Source organism: Brevibacillus parabrevis (assembly GCF_022701015.1).
Taxonomy (GTDB): Bacteria; Bacillota; Bacilli; order Brevibacillales; family Brevibacillaceae; genus Brevibacillus; species Brevibacillus parabrevis.
On the sequence record NZ_CP064090.1, the window covers coordinates 3,519,972 to 3,534,494 of the forward strand.

The following is a 14,523-nucleotide window of genomic DNA, read 5'->3' on the forward strand; positions in this document are numbered from 1 at the left end:
TTGGAACAATCAGGGAAAGGAGCGTATCCATGAAAAACTTCATGATCGGGCAATACGGGCATTTCGATCGGAAAAAGTACGAGCGAGACTTCCGCAAAGGATTTTATGGAATCGAAGCATGCCTGCTGCCTGCGGAAGAAGATCTTCGCTGCTTGCAGCGCGAAGCAGAGGCCAACGGTTTTCAGATTGGCGTCCATTTTCCGTTGCGGGCTGGTCAAGCGAAGCTGAGGGACGCGCTGTTTATGCACCCAGAGGAAAAGGTTCGCGCAGAAGTATTTGCCCGGATTGTCGACGAGCTGGACTACATGCGCGAAATCAAGCCCGCCTACGTCCTGTTCCACTACCCGAAGCCTGTCATTTTGGACGACCGTGTGGACTGGCAAAATTGGCGGTTCGCCGATCCGAGCGACTATGTTTTCGAATCGCAGTATCCGCTCGCCGCGTTTTTGGAAAGAAGCGAGCAATTGTTTGCCTGGCTTACGGAAATGGGCGAGAAATATGCGTTTGTGCCTGTGCTGGAGTTTGACGCGCTCAATCGTTACGTATACGAAACCGATGTGTTGGAAGTTTTGCTGAACAAGTACCCGAAAATCAAGCTGTGCCTCGATACGGGCCGATTGTTCGTCCAACAAAAAATCGACCCGTACTTCGACGCGAAGCGGGTCATTCAGAGCTATGCGAAATATGCCTGGAGTCTGCATCTGTGGACGATGAAAGCGACGGATACTTTTGCCTACAACCATTTTCCTGTCTTGCCGGAGTGCACAGCCGAGCAGGGCTGGGCGCCGATCGCAGACTATTTGCGCATCGTCCGCGACGAAAATCCGGATGTCAAAATTATGTTTGAACACCGCTCAGACTTGATTGACGACGAGCAGCTGAACATCTGCTACGCGTGGGTGAATCAACTGCTGCCCGGCTCCTGATCGTCCAGCAGCAACTCGATGAATCTTCCTGCTTCGTGAATCAGCCAATACGGCAAACGTGGACCGTGTATGTACAGGTTTGTTGCGGCATCGAGCATCGTGCGGACGCGCTGCTCATCGCCAATCATGCGGGCGCAAACGCCCATGACCATCCACGGGTACATATCGCCAGTGTCAAACGTGTCGAAGCGGGGGAACGCTTTCGTCATCCGCTGATACAGCATGGCGCCGATGTCCGGCTCACATAAGCCGTACACGATGGGAAACGCCTGCGAGGTCACGTCCGGGTACCATTTTCTCCAGCCGGGATGCGAACGGTCGTACATGGCGAACGAGCGGCGAAGACGGCTGTACATGTTGGCAATTCCCGTCTTGCAGGCAACGGCGCGCACAGACGCTTCCCGGGCGAGTGCTTCCTTGCCGAGCAACGCAAACAAATAGCTGGCGTCATCCAGCCCTTTGGCAACCTCGCAGTTGTCCATCAAATATTTGACGCGAAAAGAATGTTTGGCCCAGGTCAGCCCATCCTTTTGCTGCAACCGGGCGATGCCCCGGAACAAGTAAGCAAGCTGCTCCTGATTGGCGTACAGCCAGGAAGTGTCGCCACAACTTTCCACCCATTCGCTGACGAGACTGAAGTAAGTCGCATGGTAGCTGTCTTCACTGTCGGCGGCTCCCGTGTCGATCTCTTGCCCGGAATCGAGACGAAAGTCGTTGATGTAGCCATTTTGGCTCAGATGCTGCAAATACCAGTCCAAATAGCGGCGCACCGCTTCCCGCTCCTGTAGCCGGACCAGCGAAATAAGGGCGAGGTTGGTAAAATACGGATTGATCTGATCCCGGTCAGGACCAAGGCGAAAAGCTCCGCTCGGAAGCTGGCAGGACAGGAGGTAATCTCGCTGGTGGGCAAGCAGAGCGTTGCGGGGCTCATCGAGCATGGCGGCATGCCCTCCCTTTTCTACGTGATTGCTGTCACCAATTTTACGCCGTATTCGGTCCAGTGCAAAGCCCGTATGTACGCGTCCGTGTCGATCAGAGGCAGTTCGGCTTGCTTTTCCACTTCCAATCGCCATTTCTCATCGCGAAACCAGTCGACGCCATCGGCAGGAGCGTGCTCGACATCTGCCCAGGCGGTTTGCAGCGCAGGGCTGTACAGCTTCGGTTTGCCAGAAATCAGGTTGTCGCCTTCCAGCCGCAGTTCATATCCGGTTTTTGTCTTTGCTTGCGGCAGGTGACGCGGGGTAAACAGGTGTGGCCAGTAGTCCGCGCGCGATCCCGTATGGGGAATGCGTGTGCAAAACGTCACAATCTTGTCCAGCCGGTACGGATCGTCGAACAAGAGGCGGTAGAGCGTTTTTCCAATCGCGATCCGCTGGGTGAGTTCGGAAAAATGCTGCACGTTCAGGCCGACGATGTTCAACCTTTTGTCGGTCGGATGTGCTTTGTAAGGAAAGAGAATTTGATTGAGCGAAAACAGCGATTGCGTGAAAAATACATACGTCGAAAAAACGCGGTTCGTCGCAAGCGGCTTATGTACGACGCGCTGTTCGATATATTGCTGCTCGTTGACGATCAATGCGCGAGTGAGACGCGAGCTTTCCCGTGAAGCGAGAAACTCTTGCCAATACGAATGCATGAACACAGATACGCCAAGAGGTTTCAACAGGGCGCTCAAGTCTTCCTGCCGCTGTTTCATCTGGGCATACAAGAGGAGTTGCGGGTAAGCATCGTGAAAAATGAGCCAGTTGCTTCTCTCCAACAACCAGAAAAAAGGCTTGATTTCTTGCGCATCCATGATCGCAGGAAGCCATTCGCCTTTTAGATCCGTCATATTCCAACCGCCATTTCGCGAGACGAGGTGGGCAAGCAAGGCCCAGTGAATCTCGGGATGCTCGCGGTAAAAATCAAGGTACGCTTGTGTCCGCGTGACATTGTTGCGATTGGCTCTCGCTGTTTGCCATCTGATTTGCGCGACCAGTTCTTGTTTGTCCAAGGAAGAAATCGTGGTAGTCGTCATGAATGGGATAGCTCCTTGCCGTTTGTCCGAATACAGGGGGAGGGGGCCTCTCTGCGGTTAAAAAAAGCAGGTCATCAAAAAACGACCCGCTTTTGGTTCAGCCAATCATTTCGAGAACAAGAAGCCGCACCATCAGTTTTTCCTTGGCTTCTTCCCACGACTTGGCGAAGATGACTACATGCTCCGACTGGAACTGGGCTTCCGCGACAAACATGCCGTCCTGTTCGTAAATGTTCATAGAAGATCGTCCTTTCCGCTGCCTTTCAAGCATTGTATGCTATCATGAGAGAGTTGATGCATACAAAAGTGCTGGAAAAACAATGCAGGAGCGTGAACACGGTGAGAATCAAGCTGACGAAAGAAGCGGTAGACCAATTGCAAAAAGCGACGCGGCCTGTTCGCATTAGCGGTGAACTGGTAGGCGGCTGCGGAATGACCGTGGAATATTCGCTTTGGCTGGATGAAGCAACTCCAAATGACCAGGTGATGCAGGTCGAAGCGATGACTTTGCTGATTGATGCGGAGACGATCGGCTACATCGACTCGGATTCCTTGACGATCGATTATCGGGCACAGCAAGGGTTTCGGCTCGTGACCCCGCAGCAAATTTTGGCGTACGGCCTTACGTTGAAAGAGCGCTGGGGTTGACCCGTTCGCTTTCCGTTTTACTTGGGCAAAAATTGCAGGAGAAAAGCGAGCATTCCGGCGGCGATCAGCGGGCCGACGGCGACTCCGCGGAAAAAGGTGACGCCGATGATCGTTCCCAGCAACAAGCCCGTGACAATGAGCGGATTGCCGGACATCAGATCGGTTCCTTTTCCCGCCAGGTAGGCGACAAACACCCCCATGATGATCGCCAGAATCGTATGCCAATGGGTGAACAGGGCAAGCACGGAAGCCGGATTGACTTTTCCGCTTGCGAGCGGCGCGAGAATGCCGATGGTCAAGATGATAATGCCTACTTGCAAGCCATGCTGCTCAAGCAGCGGGAAATAGCGTTCGAGCGAAAACAGCCGCATCAAAAGCAGGATGGCTACGGCGATCGAGACGGTCGCGTTGTTGCCGACGATGCCGAGCGCAAGCAAGAGGAGCAGAGTGAGGTTAATGACATCCATGCTGGTTGTGCCCGCTTTCGTTTTTGCCAGTAGTATATCCAGATGGGGCACGGCTTGTGTTGCCGCATACGAAAAAAGAGATCAGGCATGGCAGCAGCATGCACGGATCTCTTTTTGCTTAGTCGAACCAAAGTTCCAGCATCCCTACCGGAAAGCCTGTCTGCTCATCCGAATCAGGGAAGCGTCCCCAGGCGAATACACCGTTGAAATAATCAATCGTAAATGGCTGGTCGTATTCGGCAACGCTGTATTTTCCGCCAATGCGAAATTCTTTCGTCCCCAAATAATACGACTTGGCCATGAAATACTTTTGCGTAATGATGGCAAGCTGGGACTCGTCACCCAGTTTCTTTTTCTCCTTGGCTTCCACGTGCAGGCGTTCCATCTCTTCCTGCAGCTCAGCGAGTGTCATTTGACTGTACAAGCGCAACGGACTGCCTCCTTTCCCTACAGGTATATTGTAACAAAAGACAGGGGAAAAGGCGATGGATGGAGAAGTACGAGAGAACGAATGGAGGGAACATCATGACGAGATTTGATTTGACAGGCAAAAAAGCGATCGTAACAGGCGCTGGACGAGGCATCGGAAAAGCATTGGCGATCGGCTTGGCCGAGGCGGGGGCAGAGGTTGCCGTTGTCGCGCGCACAGAAGCGGACTTGCAGGAAGTGGTCCAGGAGATTCAGGCAAGCGGGGGAGCGGCTACGCCGATTACAGCCGATTTGACCGAGGCAGGTGCAGCAGAAAAAGTAGTGGCCGAGACGCTGGAGACACTGGGCGGCCTGCATATTTTGGTCAATAACGCCGGGATGAACATTCGCAAAAAAGCGCATGAAGTCAACGAGGAAGAATGGGATCGGGTTGTCGATCTGAATTTGAAGGGAGCGTTTTTTCTCAGTCAGGCGGCGGGAAAAGTCATGTGTGAACAGCGCTACGGGCGGATTGTGAATATCGCATCCGTGGCTGGACTTGTTGCGCTGCGCACGGGAGTCGCTTATGGGGCGAGCAAAGCGGGTGTCATCCAGATGACGAGAGTGCTTGCGCTGGAATGGAGCAAATTCGGCGTGAATGTCAACGCGATCGCACCTTGGTATTTCCGCACGCCGCTGACGGAAGCGCTGCTCGACGATGAAGCTTTTTTGCAAGAAGTGCTGCAGCGGACGCCGAGCGGAAGAATTGGCGATGTCGAAGATTTGGTTGGTCCTGCGATTTTTCTCGCTTCGGATGCGGCCAGTTACATATCGGGGCAAACGATTGCGGTCGATGGCGGAATGTCGGTCTACGGCTTCTAGCGCGAAAAGGAGAGAACCAGCATGAATATTCGCAAGGCGAATGCCGAAGACGCTGGCGTTGACCTGTCGGGTGAGAATGGAGATGGAAGGAAACATGCGGCTGTACCAATCGGAAGGCTTCGTCCTCACACGGGAAGAAATCGTGCAGCGGGAAGGCACGTCCGGCATTCCGACCGCGCATATGCGCAAACAAGTAGGCAAATAGCAAAAAAAGGGGCATTCCCGGCGTGGGAATGCCTAATTATTGGGGGCGATTGAGAAAATGAACGATTGGCGCACATGACTGGATTGCTCTCACCCAACACAGTCAATAGCCAGCTACTGTTAGCGTAGGCATATTTAGATGGAAAAATCGATCTACCCATGCTTACGTTAAAGAAGTCATTCTAGGAAGAACATCGAACTTTTTCTCAATGCGTTGAAAAAGTGCTTACAATGAAAAGATAACAGACAAAAGTAAAGTCGCAATAAAATAAAAATAAATCATTATTAAATTTTTCGGCGTTATCGGGCGAAGCGGTGATTTCCGATCACGACCGTTTGGGGCCTGGACCAAATCCATTTGGATGTTGCGGTATCAGGATTGAAAAAATAAAGGGAACCGTTTGTCGGATCCTTTCCGTTCACTGCATCCGCGACAGCCTTTCTGACGCTCTCGTTCGTTCTCGACGAGAGTCTGCCGTTTTGGACAGGCGAGAATGCGTTGGGAGCAAAAATAACCTCCCGCACCGTATTTGGAAATTGTGATGAAGCTACCCGATTCAATACGACAGCAGCAATCGCTACTTGTCCTTCATACGGTTCACCCCGGCCTTCCGCATATACCAACCGGGCAAGCAGTTCCATATCCCTATCTGAAATTTTTACGTTTCCATGGCGAATCACTTTGCGGCGATCATCTCGACTGACTTGGATATGATCGCGTTTTGCTTGCGTTTGAGGGATAGACATTTTTGTTTGCTTCTTGGCTGTCGGCACAGGTGCTGTTGCTGTTTTGGCTACAGCTGCCGGAGCGGACGCGGACGGCGTTCCCTTTGAATGAGGTGCCATTGCGCTCGTCGGCGTGACGAACAGGCAGAGAAGAAGCAAGGCAAAACTGTTGAGAAAGAAGAAAAAGCGCGTTCGCGCTTCTCGTGTCTTCATGGTAAGAACCACTCCTTTTCGCTTTTTGCTTTTGTGTGCGGAAGCGAATCGGGTCTTTTGCAAGTCTAGCGACAATGTATGCGAAGTGCAAGAGGAAATTGGTTCCATAGGACTATTTACTGTCTGGAAGAGATGGATAAATACAGGGGAGAAGAAGACGAGGGGAGCGGAAAAAATCTTGTTTTTGCAAGGAAAAACACCACTGCGCATAGACAGTGGTGTTTGGTGTGAGGTAGTCACAAAGACTTATTTTTCCGTAATCGTAATCGTATTGATTTTGATCGTTTGCTCTGGAGAGCTGGGTTCATTTGTTTGCGGGTTCGGTTTCACTTTTGTGGCTGCGATTTTTTGCACGACGTCCATGCCGCCCACGACTTTTCCGAAAATCGTGTAATTTGGCGCGTTTTCCAAACCTTCTACATCTTTTCCCGACCCGATGAAAAATTGGCTGCCGTTTGTGTTTGGTCCAGCGTTTGCCATCGCAACAACGCCAGGCTCGTACTTGTGGCCGTTTTTCAACTCATCCTGGAACGTGTAGCCTGGGCCGCCTGTTCCATTGCCCAGCGGATCGCCGGTCTGGATCATGAAATTTTGGATGACGCGGTGGAAAATAACGCCGTCATAAAACTTGTCCTTAGCCAAAAAGACGAAGTTGTTGACAGTGACAGGCGCGTCTTTGGCGAACAAATCAATCGTGATGTCGCCCATCGTTGTAGAGATTTTCGCTTGGTAGGACTTGTTTTTGTCGATCTGCATGTCAGGGGCTTTCTCGTACTTCTTTTCCCCGGTAGGGCCAGCAGGTTGGGAAGGCTCATTGGAGCCAGGTTTTTCAGTTGGCGCAGTCGGTTGTGTCGGAGCGGTTTCGTTTTTGGCACTGGAACAACCCGCGACCAAGGCGATTGCCATCAGACATGTGAACAGGGTCATGAAAAACTTTTTCATCTTGTGCACCTTCCTTTGTTTCTTGCCATTAGGGTGGTTCGGTTTCGAATTATAGCATAAATGGACAGGCAAATGCCAATCGGGTAGTCTGTCCCGCTTGTGGCGTGGTATGATGGGAGGAAAAGGGTGATTGATGTGGGAGAACGGTTCGAAACAGCTACGGTACATATTGGGCATTCACCTTTGAAACAGGTAACAAGCAAGTCTACGCCGATCTATCAGACATCTGTTTTTGCCTTCGACGGCTTGGAGGAAGTAGAAAAATATTACGCTGGTGAAGGCGAATATTTGTATACGCGAAACGGCAATCCCAATCAGGTAGAACTGGCTGATGCCATCGCCCGGCTCGAACAGGCGGAGGCCGGAGTCAGTGCGGCTTCCGGCATGGGAGCGATCATGGCTGGCCTGCTTTCGATTCTTTCCCCTGGCGATCACGTACTCGCATCGCATGAAATATACGGGGGCACTTACGCTCTTTTGCATAAGGAATTGTCGCGGTTCGGCATCGAGCTGGAGTGCATTGTACTGGATCAGGGCACCAGGCTGAGCGATCATGTCCGCCCGGCGACGAAGCTGTTTTTCCTGGAGACGATTACGAATCCGTTGCTCACGGTTGTCGACTTGCCGCAGTGGATTCGTCAGGCGAAAGAACTCGGCTTGACTGTCATGGTCGACAATACGTTTGCCACGCCTTATTTGGTGCAGCCAATCGCGTTTGGCGCCGATCTCGTTGTTCACAGCGGAACCAAGTACATCGGTGGACACAGTGACGTTACGTGCGGTGTTCTGGTCGGGAACCGTGCCCTGGTGAAACGCGCAGCCGAAATCGTCGTCAATTACGGTGCGTCCCTCAGTCCGTTCGAAGCTTGGTTGACGGCGCGCGGTCTGAAAACATTGGCAGTGCGAATGGAACGGCAGTGCGACAATGCAAAGGAAGTGGCCCGTTTCTTGCAAAGCCATCCTGCTGTTAGCCGCGTCTACTATCCGAGCGACGAAGCGACTTCCTTTTTCACAAGGCAAAAGCAAGGGGCGATGGTTTCCTTCACGCTCAAGGAAGAGAGCAAGATTTACGACTTTTACCGCGCACTGGATTGGATTCAATTCGCGCCATCTCTGGCTGGGGTAGAGACGAGCGTGTCCCATCCGGTTACGACTTCGCATCGGGCATTCACCGAGGAGCAGAGACTGGCGACCGGAATTACGATGGGACTGGTGCGCATGTCTGTAGGGATCGAAGCGGTCGACGACATTGTCAGCGAGCTTTCCCGTGCTTTAAGGAATTAATTGAAAAAAGCAGGGAACCTTGTAACTTCTTGGCGGGCTGATCGTATAAATTAGGTAGGATGGAGTCAGGATGAACGAGGCTTATGTATCTTGACTCGATGCAACAAAATGGGAGAAACCGAGGAAAACCGCAATGGGAATGGCGATACAGCGTCCCGCGCAATCATCGGACCAAGCATCTGGAGACTATTACGAATCTCGTCCATTTACAGAACTGTACGACGAGTATTTTGATCGCGTGAATCGTTATTTGCGATGCCGTGTCCAGAGTACGTGGGATGCCGACGATTTGACCACCGTGGTCTTTTTGAAAGCGCTGGAAAAATTTGAACAATATAGCAGAACAAGTCCGTTTGCCTCTTGGATTTTTCGCATTGCGCACAATACATACGTGGATTTCATGCGAAAAAACAGAGAGCTTCCCGTCGATCAGGAAGATTTTTTGGGAGCTGAGCCGGATGATACCTGGCAGCCGGAGCGGCAGGCGTTGACCAACGAGGAAATTCGCCTGCTTCGCGACCGGCTCGACTTGTTGTCGCAGGATCAGAAGGACGTTCTCATGCTGCGTTATTTTGCCGATTTGAAAATCAGCCAGGTTGCTGAGGTGCTGGGTAAGACAGAATCAAGCATCAAAATGATCTCCTATCGGGGCTTGCAAAAACTTCAGAAGATGTACGAAAGGGGGGACTCCGAGTGAGAGAAGAGGAGAAATACCCCCAAGGTCATACCGATGATCAGACTGTAGCTCAACTCCTGACCCATTTAAAACGCATGCGCCGTTCTGTTCCCGTCAATTATCAGTTGAAGGCTGATTTGAAAAAGCAGTTGCTGGAACGAATGAAAGAGTTGGAAGCGAAAAAGGTTCAGCCACAACCGGAGCGACCGTGGATGAAGCGAAAGTGGGTCTGGTCCGGTGGTACTGTCCTGGCAGCCGTAGTGCTCATCGGCGCTTATTTGTTATGGTGGGGCGACAGCTCGGTGACGATAAACAAACAAGAGGTGCTCACACTTCCAGCCGAGGCGACTGTAGAGCAGGTGGATATTGATAAATCTGCCACGCAAATCGCTTACATTGTCCAGTCGTCCGAGTTGCGGACCATCCCGATTGACAGCGAAACTAAGCCTGTCACTTTCAAATTGCCGCCAACGAAAGGCAAGTATGTGGCAGTGGCGTGGTCCAATTTGGGCAAGCAGATCGCCGTTGTCGAGCAAGTCGAGCAGACGTCCCGGATTTGGCTCGTCGATTTGCCAACGACATACAATGTGGGCAGCAGCCGTCTGCTCAAGGAAGAGGAAGGGGTAGCTTTCAGCTCTCCGAGTTGGTCGCAGCACGACGACTCCCTTGCGTATACGCGCTCGAAAAACGGCATGGATGAAATTTGGGTCAGCAGCACCATCTCGTTTCAGGAATGGAAGCTCGCCGAAGGATCTCAGCCGGAATGGTCGCCTGATGGCCGTTTCCTGTCACTGCACAAAGATGGAGAGATCGCTGTCATGGAAATGAGGACGGGGCTGATCACGATACTGGGGCAGGGGCAGTGGGCTTCCTGGCGTTCAGAGCACGAGCTTACTTATACCAAAGCGGATGGCCAGTTGATGGAGGCCGAACTGGGAGACGAGTCTTTCGTGAACAGAGAGCTGCATTTGCGCAACCAGTCTGCTGCTGAATTTGTTCGCGGCAATTGGGCAGCGAAAGGCAAGCAACTCTTGCTCATTTCGCGGGAAAGTCAGCCTGTTGAGCTGGTTGTCTCACTAGCGTCACGATAACGAGCGGAGGAACAAGCATGAGAAGGAGCTGGATGTTGGCCTTTGTCGTGGCATGGGTCTGTTTTTTGGGACAGCCAGCGTCGGCAGAGAACAACGTGGATATAGAAATAAACATGCCGATGAGCGGCTTGATCAAGTATGAATCATGGGCGCGGGTCGGCGTGACGATTTCCAGTCAGGAAAAAGATGTTGCGGGCTTCGTGGAACTGTCGAGAAACCCTTTGGCAAAAAATCAGCGCCAAACGAACTTGCGCCAGCCTGTGAAGTTGGAAAAAGGCAAAAGCACTACTCTGTTTTTTGATTTGCCTGTGCAACTGTTGCTCGATGACTGGTACATCCAGGTGACACAAAATGGACAGGTGATCAAATCAGAGAAATTGCGCCTCCCCTACCCAAAGGACGGCCAGACGATCGGCGTCGTGAACGAGGGAGGCAACGCGTTTCATTTTCTGGCGGTAAATGCTTCCCAGACGAAGCAAAATCGGTCGATCTCCGTCCAAACGGTATCTCCCGACATGCTGCCTGATCAGTCGTGGATGTTGGAGAGCCTTGATGTGTTGGCGATCGGCGGGAAGCAGGAGACGCCGATTAACGATACACAGTTGAACGCGATCAAGGAATGGATCAAGCTCGGCGGTGTCGTCATCTTGTCCGCAGGTCCCGAGCAGGATGGGCTGGTGCAAAGGTTCGCAGACATTTTGCCAATCCCGCCGGGGAACAAGGGAAGCGTGAACATTGCGGATGCGCTGCGGGTATACATGGACGACAAGCCTGCTCCACCCGGGAATATCCCTGTTTACAACAAAGATTTTCCGCTGTTTGTTGCCAAGCCCAGCGGAAAAGGACTGCTGTTGTTCGTCAACTACGATGTGACTTTGGAGCCGCTTGCTTCCTGGCAGCACAACTTGCCGCTCTGGCAAAATGTTATGGTGCAGCAGGGCGCGACGACCATTTTGGAAAACAAGCGCTACCTGGATCAAATGTCGCGGCCTTTTTTGGAGTTGAGCAAGAAAATCCCCGATGTACAGACTCCGACGCCTGTTTGGATGGTCGTCCTGTGGGGCGGATACGTGCTGCTGGTTGCCCCCTTGGCTTACATCGTGCTGAAAAGAATCGGCAGACGGGAGTGGGCGTGGGGAATCATCCCAGGGGTTGCCGTCTTGTTGACTATCGGTATTTTCGCGTTTGGAAAACCGTTGGTGGTGAAAACGAATGCCAGCTATACGGTTTCGGAAATCAACATTTTGGACGAACATTTGGCCAGGGCCCGAACGGCCGCAACCTTTTTGTCCGTCGACAAGGATGGCTACGATGTGATTGTGGAGCCTTCCATCGTGGCTGTGCCTTTGACTCAGGGCCGCAGGGATTACGAGCCGGAAGGGCTGACAGATGGCTCGCGCCTGTTGTCTTACCGCAACCTTCCTTACCTGACTCCTAAACAGGCGACCGGGTTTGGGGTGCTGCGAGAGATCGGAGCTTTTGACGTGAACGTGCATGTGGAGGAGAACCGGATTGTCGGGCAAGTGAAGAACAATACGCTTTACTCCTACGAGCAGGCGTACATCGAAGTCGGCTTGCAGCGGATTCCGATCGGAGCATTGAAAAAAGGCGAAGAAAAACAGATTGACGGAGCGGTGGAAGCCTTGTTTATGCCGCGCGATCAACTTCAAGAAGAAGCGGATTCGCCTGAAAAGAGACGAAAAGAGATGCAAGAGAACGTCATCGGGTATGGACAGGGCGGTCAGGTTCGCTTGATCGGGATCACGACAGACCCGATTCCGCTGATGAAAATGCAGGAGCCGCATCAGTCGTACTACTGGAATGTCGTCAACCAGACGGTACAGCTAAAGCCGCAAGAAAACGGGAATGTGGTAATGCCTTACGGGCTTTTGAACGTCGATCTGCTGGAAACGACGGGAGACTACGATTCAATCAATGGCTATTTGTGGCAGCTTGGAAAAGGCAGCATCACTTTTGAACTGCGCACCGACATGACGAATTTGGACCTGAAGCGTTTGCTTGTTCCGCTTGATCACAGTTCCTACCGTCCGTTCCGGGTGGAGTATTTCCAGCAGAAAAGCGGGAAATGGCGCCTGGTTGACCGGGGAACAAAGCTCGTGCTGGATCGGGAGCTTCAGGATGCGTTGACCGTGAATCATACGCTGCTGCTGCGCTTTTCCAATGACGGACCGTCGCGCTTGTCGCTGCCTGTGCCATTCTTCCAGGTTGAAGGGGTGAGAAAATGGTAATTGAAACCGTGCATCTTGGGAAGCGCTACGGAACCCTGCAAGCCTTGTCAGACTTGAATTTGGCTATCGAACCGGGAAAAGTATTCGGATTCATCGGTCCGAATGGCGCTGGCAAATCGACAACGATGATGATTTTGTCTACTTTGCTTGAACAGAGCGAAGGGGAGGCGTATGTGTGCGGCTACAACGTCCGCAAAGATCCGGCCAGCGTCCGCCAGTCGATAGGATACATGCCCGATTTCTTTGGCGTGTACGACAATTTGACGGCAGTCGAGTATTTGGAGTTTTACGCAGGCGCTTTTAAAATTCCTGCCCGAAACAGGCGATCCCTGGTCGCCGATTTGCTGGAACTGGTCAACCTGTCGCCGAAAGCGGATGCTTTTGTCGATTCTTTGTCGCGCGGAATGCAGCAAAGGCTCGGTCTGGCGAGGTGTCTCGTGCACGATCCGGCTGTCCTGATTCTGGATGAGCCTGCTTCCGGTCTGGACCCGCGCGCACGCATCGAGCTGCGGGAAATCATCAAGCAGCTGCGGGAGATGGGCAAGACGATTTTGATCAGCTCGCACATCCTGCCGGAGCTGGCTGAGCTGTGCGATGATATCGGAGTGATCGAACACGGCAAGCTAATCGCCTGCGGCTCCGTCCACGAAGTGAGCAATCGCGAGACAGGTGGCAGCGTCATGCAGCTGCGGGCGCTGCGCAATCTGGACAAGGCAGCGCTGCTGCTCGAAAGCTCGCCGCTCGTCAACCATCTAGAGGAATACATGGGCGGTTTCCGCTTTTATTTTCAAGGAACCGAGCAAGAAAAAGCAGAGTTGCTGCAAGAGCTGATGGATGAGCAAGTGGCTGTCGTCTACTATGGGGACGCGAAGAAAAATTTGGAAGATGTTTTCTTGGCGATTACGGAAGGAGTCGGTATGGAATGAACGGCTTCCTTTTCAATCCGATTCTCGTCAAAGAGATGAGAGAGCGATTTCGCTCGCGCAAAACGGTGTGCATCCTTGCCATTTATTTGCTGATCATGGGCGGCATTCCGCTCGGTTTTTTGCTGACGGATACGCTGAAGGCCGAGGCGTTGGGCGAGAACCGCAATCTGTTTCTTATTTCCGCAGCGATTCATTATGCGATGGTCTGCTTTGTGGCTCCGGCATTGACCGCAGGCGCCATCAGCGGGGAGCGTGAACGGCAGACGCTGCACATTTTGCTGACGACACAGTTGTCGCCGACTACGATCGTCTGGAGCAAGCTGATCACATCGCTTGCGTTTTCGACACTGCTGATCGTCGCGTCGATGCCGCTATACAGTATCGTCATGCTGTACGGCAGCGTGTCGCCGGAACAACTGGCCCAGCTGATTCTGTTTTTGGCCGTGAATATTTTCTTTTTGGGCTCGCTTGGACTGTTTTGCTCTACCTGGATCAAGCGCACCTCGATCAGCACCATTACAGCGTACGGAATCGCGTTCTTTTTCGTCGTCGGAACCGGGCTGTTGTTCTTTTTCATCGGGGAATGGCTGCAGCAAAGCTATCCGGACATGTACCCGGACCAAGGAGTCTGGAATTTGCCCGAGCTGCAAGTGCTGGCGGGGATGAACCCAGTGATTGTCCTGTTCGGCATTTTGGGAGAGTCGTTGGATCATTCCGAGCAGCTGGCGTTTTCACCGTGGCTGTTTTTCTCCTGCACGTATGTGGTGCTAGGCTTGCTCCTCGTAGTTTGGAGCGCTTATTTGCTGAAACCGATCCGCCGCAGATGGTGGAGTTGGAAGAAAGCGTCTGGTCGTGTAAAATGAG

Annotated in this window: 17 protein-coding genes; 10 read left to right on the top strand and 7 right to left on the bottom strand. The window is 52.5% G+C overall.

The window, feature by feature from the left end; genetic code table 11:
- The first annotated feature begins 29 nt into the window (after positions 1-29).
- The gene (locus IRJ17_RS16970; RefSeq protein ID WP_242771184.1) at positions 30-926 is read left to right on the top strand and encodes a sugar phosphate isomerase/epimerase; all 897 of its coding nucleotides are present in this window, start codon (positions 30-32) and stop codon (positions 924-926) included.
- Here IRJ17_RS16970 and IRJ17_RS16975 read toward each other — a convergent pair.
- The 3 genes from IRJ17_RS16975 to IRJ17_RS16985 form a co-directional block, all read right to left on the bottom strand.
- Positions 905-1,864 (bottom strand): prenyltransferase/squalene oxidase repeat-containing protein, encoded by a 960-nt coding sequence (locus tag IRJ17_RS16975; RefSeq protein WP_122965381.1) that lies wholly within the window; start codon positions 1,862-1,864, stop codon positions 905-907. The two genes, IRJ17_RS16970 and IRJ17_RS16975, sit on opposite strands and share 22 nt — an antisense overlap.
- A 20-nt stretch (positions 1,865-1,884) precedes the next feature.
- Positions 1,885-2,943: a DUF2515 family protein gene (locus IRJ17_RS16980; RefSeq protein WP_242771186.1), complete on the bottom strand. Its 1,059-nt coding sequence runs from the start codon at positions 2,941-2,943 to the stop codon at positions 1,885-1,887.
- 97 nt (positions 2,944-3,040) lie between these two features.
- The gene (locus tag IRJ17_RS16985; protein ID WP_167470339.1) at positions 3,041-3,181 is read right to left on the bottom strand and encodes a hypothetical protein; all 141 of its coding nucleotides are present in this window, start codon (positions 3,179-3,181) and stop codon (positions 3,041-3,043) included.
- A 101-nt stretch (positions 3,182-3,282) separates the two neighbouring features.
- Here IRJ17_RS16985 and IRJ17_RS16990 point away from each other — a divergent pair, with 101 nt between their 5' ends.
- Entirely contained in the window at positions 3,283-3,591 is a 309-nt protein-coding gene (locus IRJ17_RS16990; protein ID WP_063228506.1) for an iron-sulfur cluster biosynthesis family protein, read from the top strand.
- 17 nt (positions 3,592-3,608) lie between these two features.
- Here the strand turns inward: IRJ17_RS16990 and IRJ17_RS16995 are convergent, their stop codons facing one another.
- Positions 3,609-4,058, bottom strand: a complete 450-nt coding sequence (locus IRJ17_RS16995; RefSeq protein WP_122965383.1) for a DUF441 domain-containing protein — start codon at positions 4,056-4,058, stop codon at positions 3,609-3,611.
- 118 nt (positions 4,059-4,176) lie between these two features.
- Positions 4,177-4,488: a YfhH family protein gene (locus IRJ17_RS17000; RefSeq protein WP_063228508.1), complete on the bottom strand. Its 312-nt coding sequence runs from the start codon at positions 4,486-4,488 to the stop codon at positions 4,177-4,179.
- Positions 4,489-4,583: 95 nt separating this feature from the next.
- On the opposite strand from IRJ17_RS17000, the gene IRJ17_RS17005 reads away from it, so the two are divergent.
- Together IRJ17_RS17005 and IRJ17_RS28190 are read left to right on the top strand one after the other, a co-directional pair.
- Entirely contained in the window at positions 4,584-5,348 is a 765-nt protein-coding gene (locus IRJ17_RS17005) for an SDR family NAD(P)-dependent oxidoreductase (RefSeq protein WP_173599489.1), read from the top strand.
- An 82-nt stretch (positions 5,349-5,430) separates the two neighbouring features.
- A complete protein-coding gene (locus IRJ17_RS28190; RefSeq protein ID WP_278189442.1) occupies positions 5,431-5,553 on the top strand; it encodes a hypothetical protein in 123 nt (40 codons plus the stop codon).
- A gap of 299 nt (positions 5,554-5,852) precedes the next feature.
- Here IRJ17_RS28190 and IRJ17_RS17010 read toward each other — a convergent pair whose 3' ends face one another.
- Together IRJ17_RS17010 and IRJ17_RS17015 are read right to left on the bottom strand one after the other, a co-directional pair.
- Complete coding sequence (locus IRJ17_RS17010; RefSeq protein ID WP_173596559.1) at positions 5,853-6,491, bottom strand: cell wall hydrolase; 639 nt, start codon at positions 6,489-6,491, stop codon at positions 5,853-5,855.
- A 246-nt stretch (positions 6,492-6,737) separates the two neighbouring features.
- On the bottom strand, positions 6,738-7,433 hold the full coding sequence (locus IRJ17_RS17015; RefSeq protein WP_242771188.1) for a peptidylprolyl isomerase: 696 nt from the start codon (positions 7,431-7,433) through the stop codon (positions 6,738-6,740).
- A 126-nt stretch (positions 7,434-7,559) separates the two neighbouring features.
- On the opposite strand from IRJ17_RS17015, the gene IRJ17_RS17020 reads away from it, so the two are divergent.
- From IRJ17_RS17020 to IRJ17_RS17045, 6 genes are all read left to right on the top strand, one after another.
- Positions 7,560-8,717 carry a trans-sulfuration enzyme family protein gene (locus tag IRJ17_RS17020; protein ID WP_122965387.1) on the top strand — a complete coding sequence of 386 codons (1,158 nt, stop codon included), beginning with the start codon at positions 7,560-7,562 and terminating at the stop codon, positions 8,715-8,717.
- Between the two features lie 133 nt (positions 8,718-8,850).
- Positions 8,851-9,414 carry an RNA polymerase sigma factor gene (locus IRJ17_RS17025; RefSeq protein WP_063228514.1) on the top strand — a complete coding sequence of 188 codons (564 nt, stop codon included), beginning with the start codon at positions 8,851-8,853 and terminating at the stop codon, positions 9,412-9,414.
- Complete coding sequence (locus IRJ17_RS17030) at positions 9,411-10,484, top strand: TolB family protein (protein WP_173596560.1); 1,074 nt, start codon at positions 9,411-9,413, stop codon at positions 10,482-10,484. The genes IRJ17_RS17025 and IRJ17_RS17030 overlap by 4 nt, the downstream gene beginning before the upstream one ends.
- 17 nt (positions 10,485-10,501) lie before the next feature.
- Entirely contained in the window at positions 10,502-12,733 is a 2,232-nt protein-coding gene (locus tag IRJ17_RS17035) for a hypothetical protein (protein ID WP_122965389.1), read from the top strand.
- Positions 12,727-13,659, top strand: a complete 933-nt coding sequence (locus IRJ17_RS17040; RefSeq protein ID WP_122965390.1) for an ABC transporter ATP-binding protein — start codon at positions 12,727-12,729, stop codon at positions 13,657-13,659. The genes IRJ17_RS17035 and IRJ17_RS17040 overlap by 7 nt, the downstream gene beginning before the upstream one ends.
- On the top strand, positions 13,656-14,522 hold the full coding sequence (locus IRJ17_RS17045) for an ABC transporter permease (RefSeq protein ID WP_122965391.1): 867 nt from the start codon (positions 13,656-13,658) through the stop codon (positions 14,520-14,522). Before IRJ17_RS17040 ends, IRJ17_RS17045 begins: the two co-directional genes overlap by 4 nt.
- The last annotated feature ends 1 nt before the right edge of the window (position 14,523 follow it).

Bases quoted from the DNA above. Each gene is read 5' to 3' on its own strand.
- IRJ17_RS16970 (WP_242771184.1), top strand. From the start codon at position 30: ATGAAAAACTTCATGATCGGGCAATACGGGCATTTCGATCGGAAAAAG.
- IRJ17_RS16975 (WP_122965381.1), bottom strand. From the start codon at position 1,864: ATGCTCGATGAGCCCCGCAACGCTCTGCTTGCCCACCAGCGAGATTAC.
- IRJ17_RS16980 (WP_242771186.1), bottom strand. From the start codon at position 2,943: ATGACGACTACCACGATTTCTTCCTTGGACAAACAAGAACTGGTCGCG.
- IRJ17_RS16985 (WP_167470339.1), bottom strand. From the start codon at position 3,181: ATGAACATTTACGAACAGGACGGCATGTTTGTCGCGGAAGCCCAGTTC.
- IRJ17_RS16995 (WP_122965383.1), bottom strand. From the start codon at position 4,058: ATGGATGTCATTAACCTCACTCTGCTCCTCTTGCTTGCGCTCGGCATC.
- IRJ17_RS17005 (WP_173599489.1), top strand. From the start codon at position 4,584: ATGACGAGATTTGATTTGACAGGCAAAAAAGCGATCGTAACAGGCGCT.
- IRJ17_RS28190 (WP_278189442.1), top strand. From the start codon at position 5,431: ATGGAAGGAAACATGCGGCTGTACCAATCGGAAGGCTTCGTCCTCACA.
- IRJ17_RS17010 (WP_173596559.1), bottom strand. From the start codon at position 6,491: ATGAAGACACGAGAAGCGCGAACGCGCTTTTTCTTCTTTCTCAACAGT.
- IRJ17_RS17015 (WP_242771188.1), bottom strand. From the start codon at position 7,433: ATGAAAAAGTTTTTCATGACCCTGTTCACATGTCTGATGGCAATCGCC.
- IRJ17_RS17025 (WP_063228514.1), top strand. From the start codon at position 8,851: ATGGGAATGGCGATACAGCGTCCCGCGCAATCATCGGACCAAGCATCT.
- IRJ17_RS17035 (WP_122965389.1), top strand. From the start codon at position 10,502: ATGAGAAGGAGCTGGATGTTGGCCTTTGTCGTGGCATGGGTCTGTTTT.
- IRJ17_RS17040 (WP_122965390.1), top strand. From the start codon at position 12,727: ATGGTAATTGAAACCGTGCATCTTGGGAAGCGCTACGGAACCCTGCAA.
- IRJ17_RS17045 (WP_122965391.1), top strand. From the start codon at position 13,656: ATGAACGGCTTCCTTTTCAATCCGATTCTCGTCAAAGAGATGAGAGAG.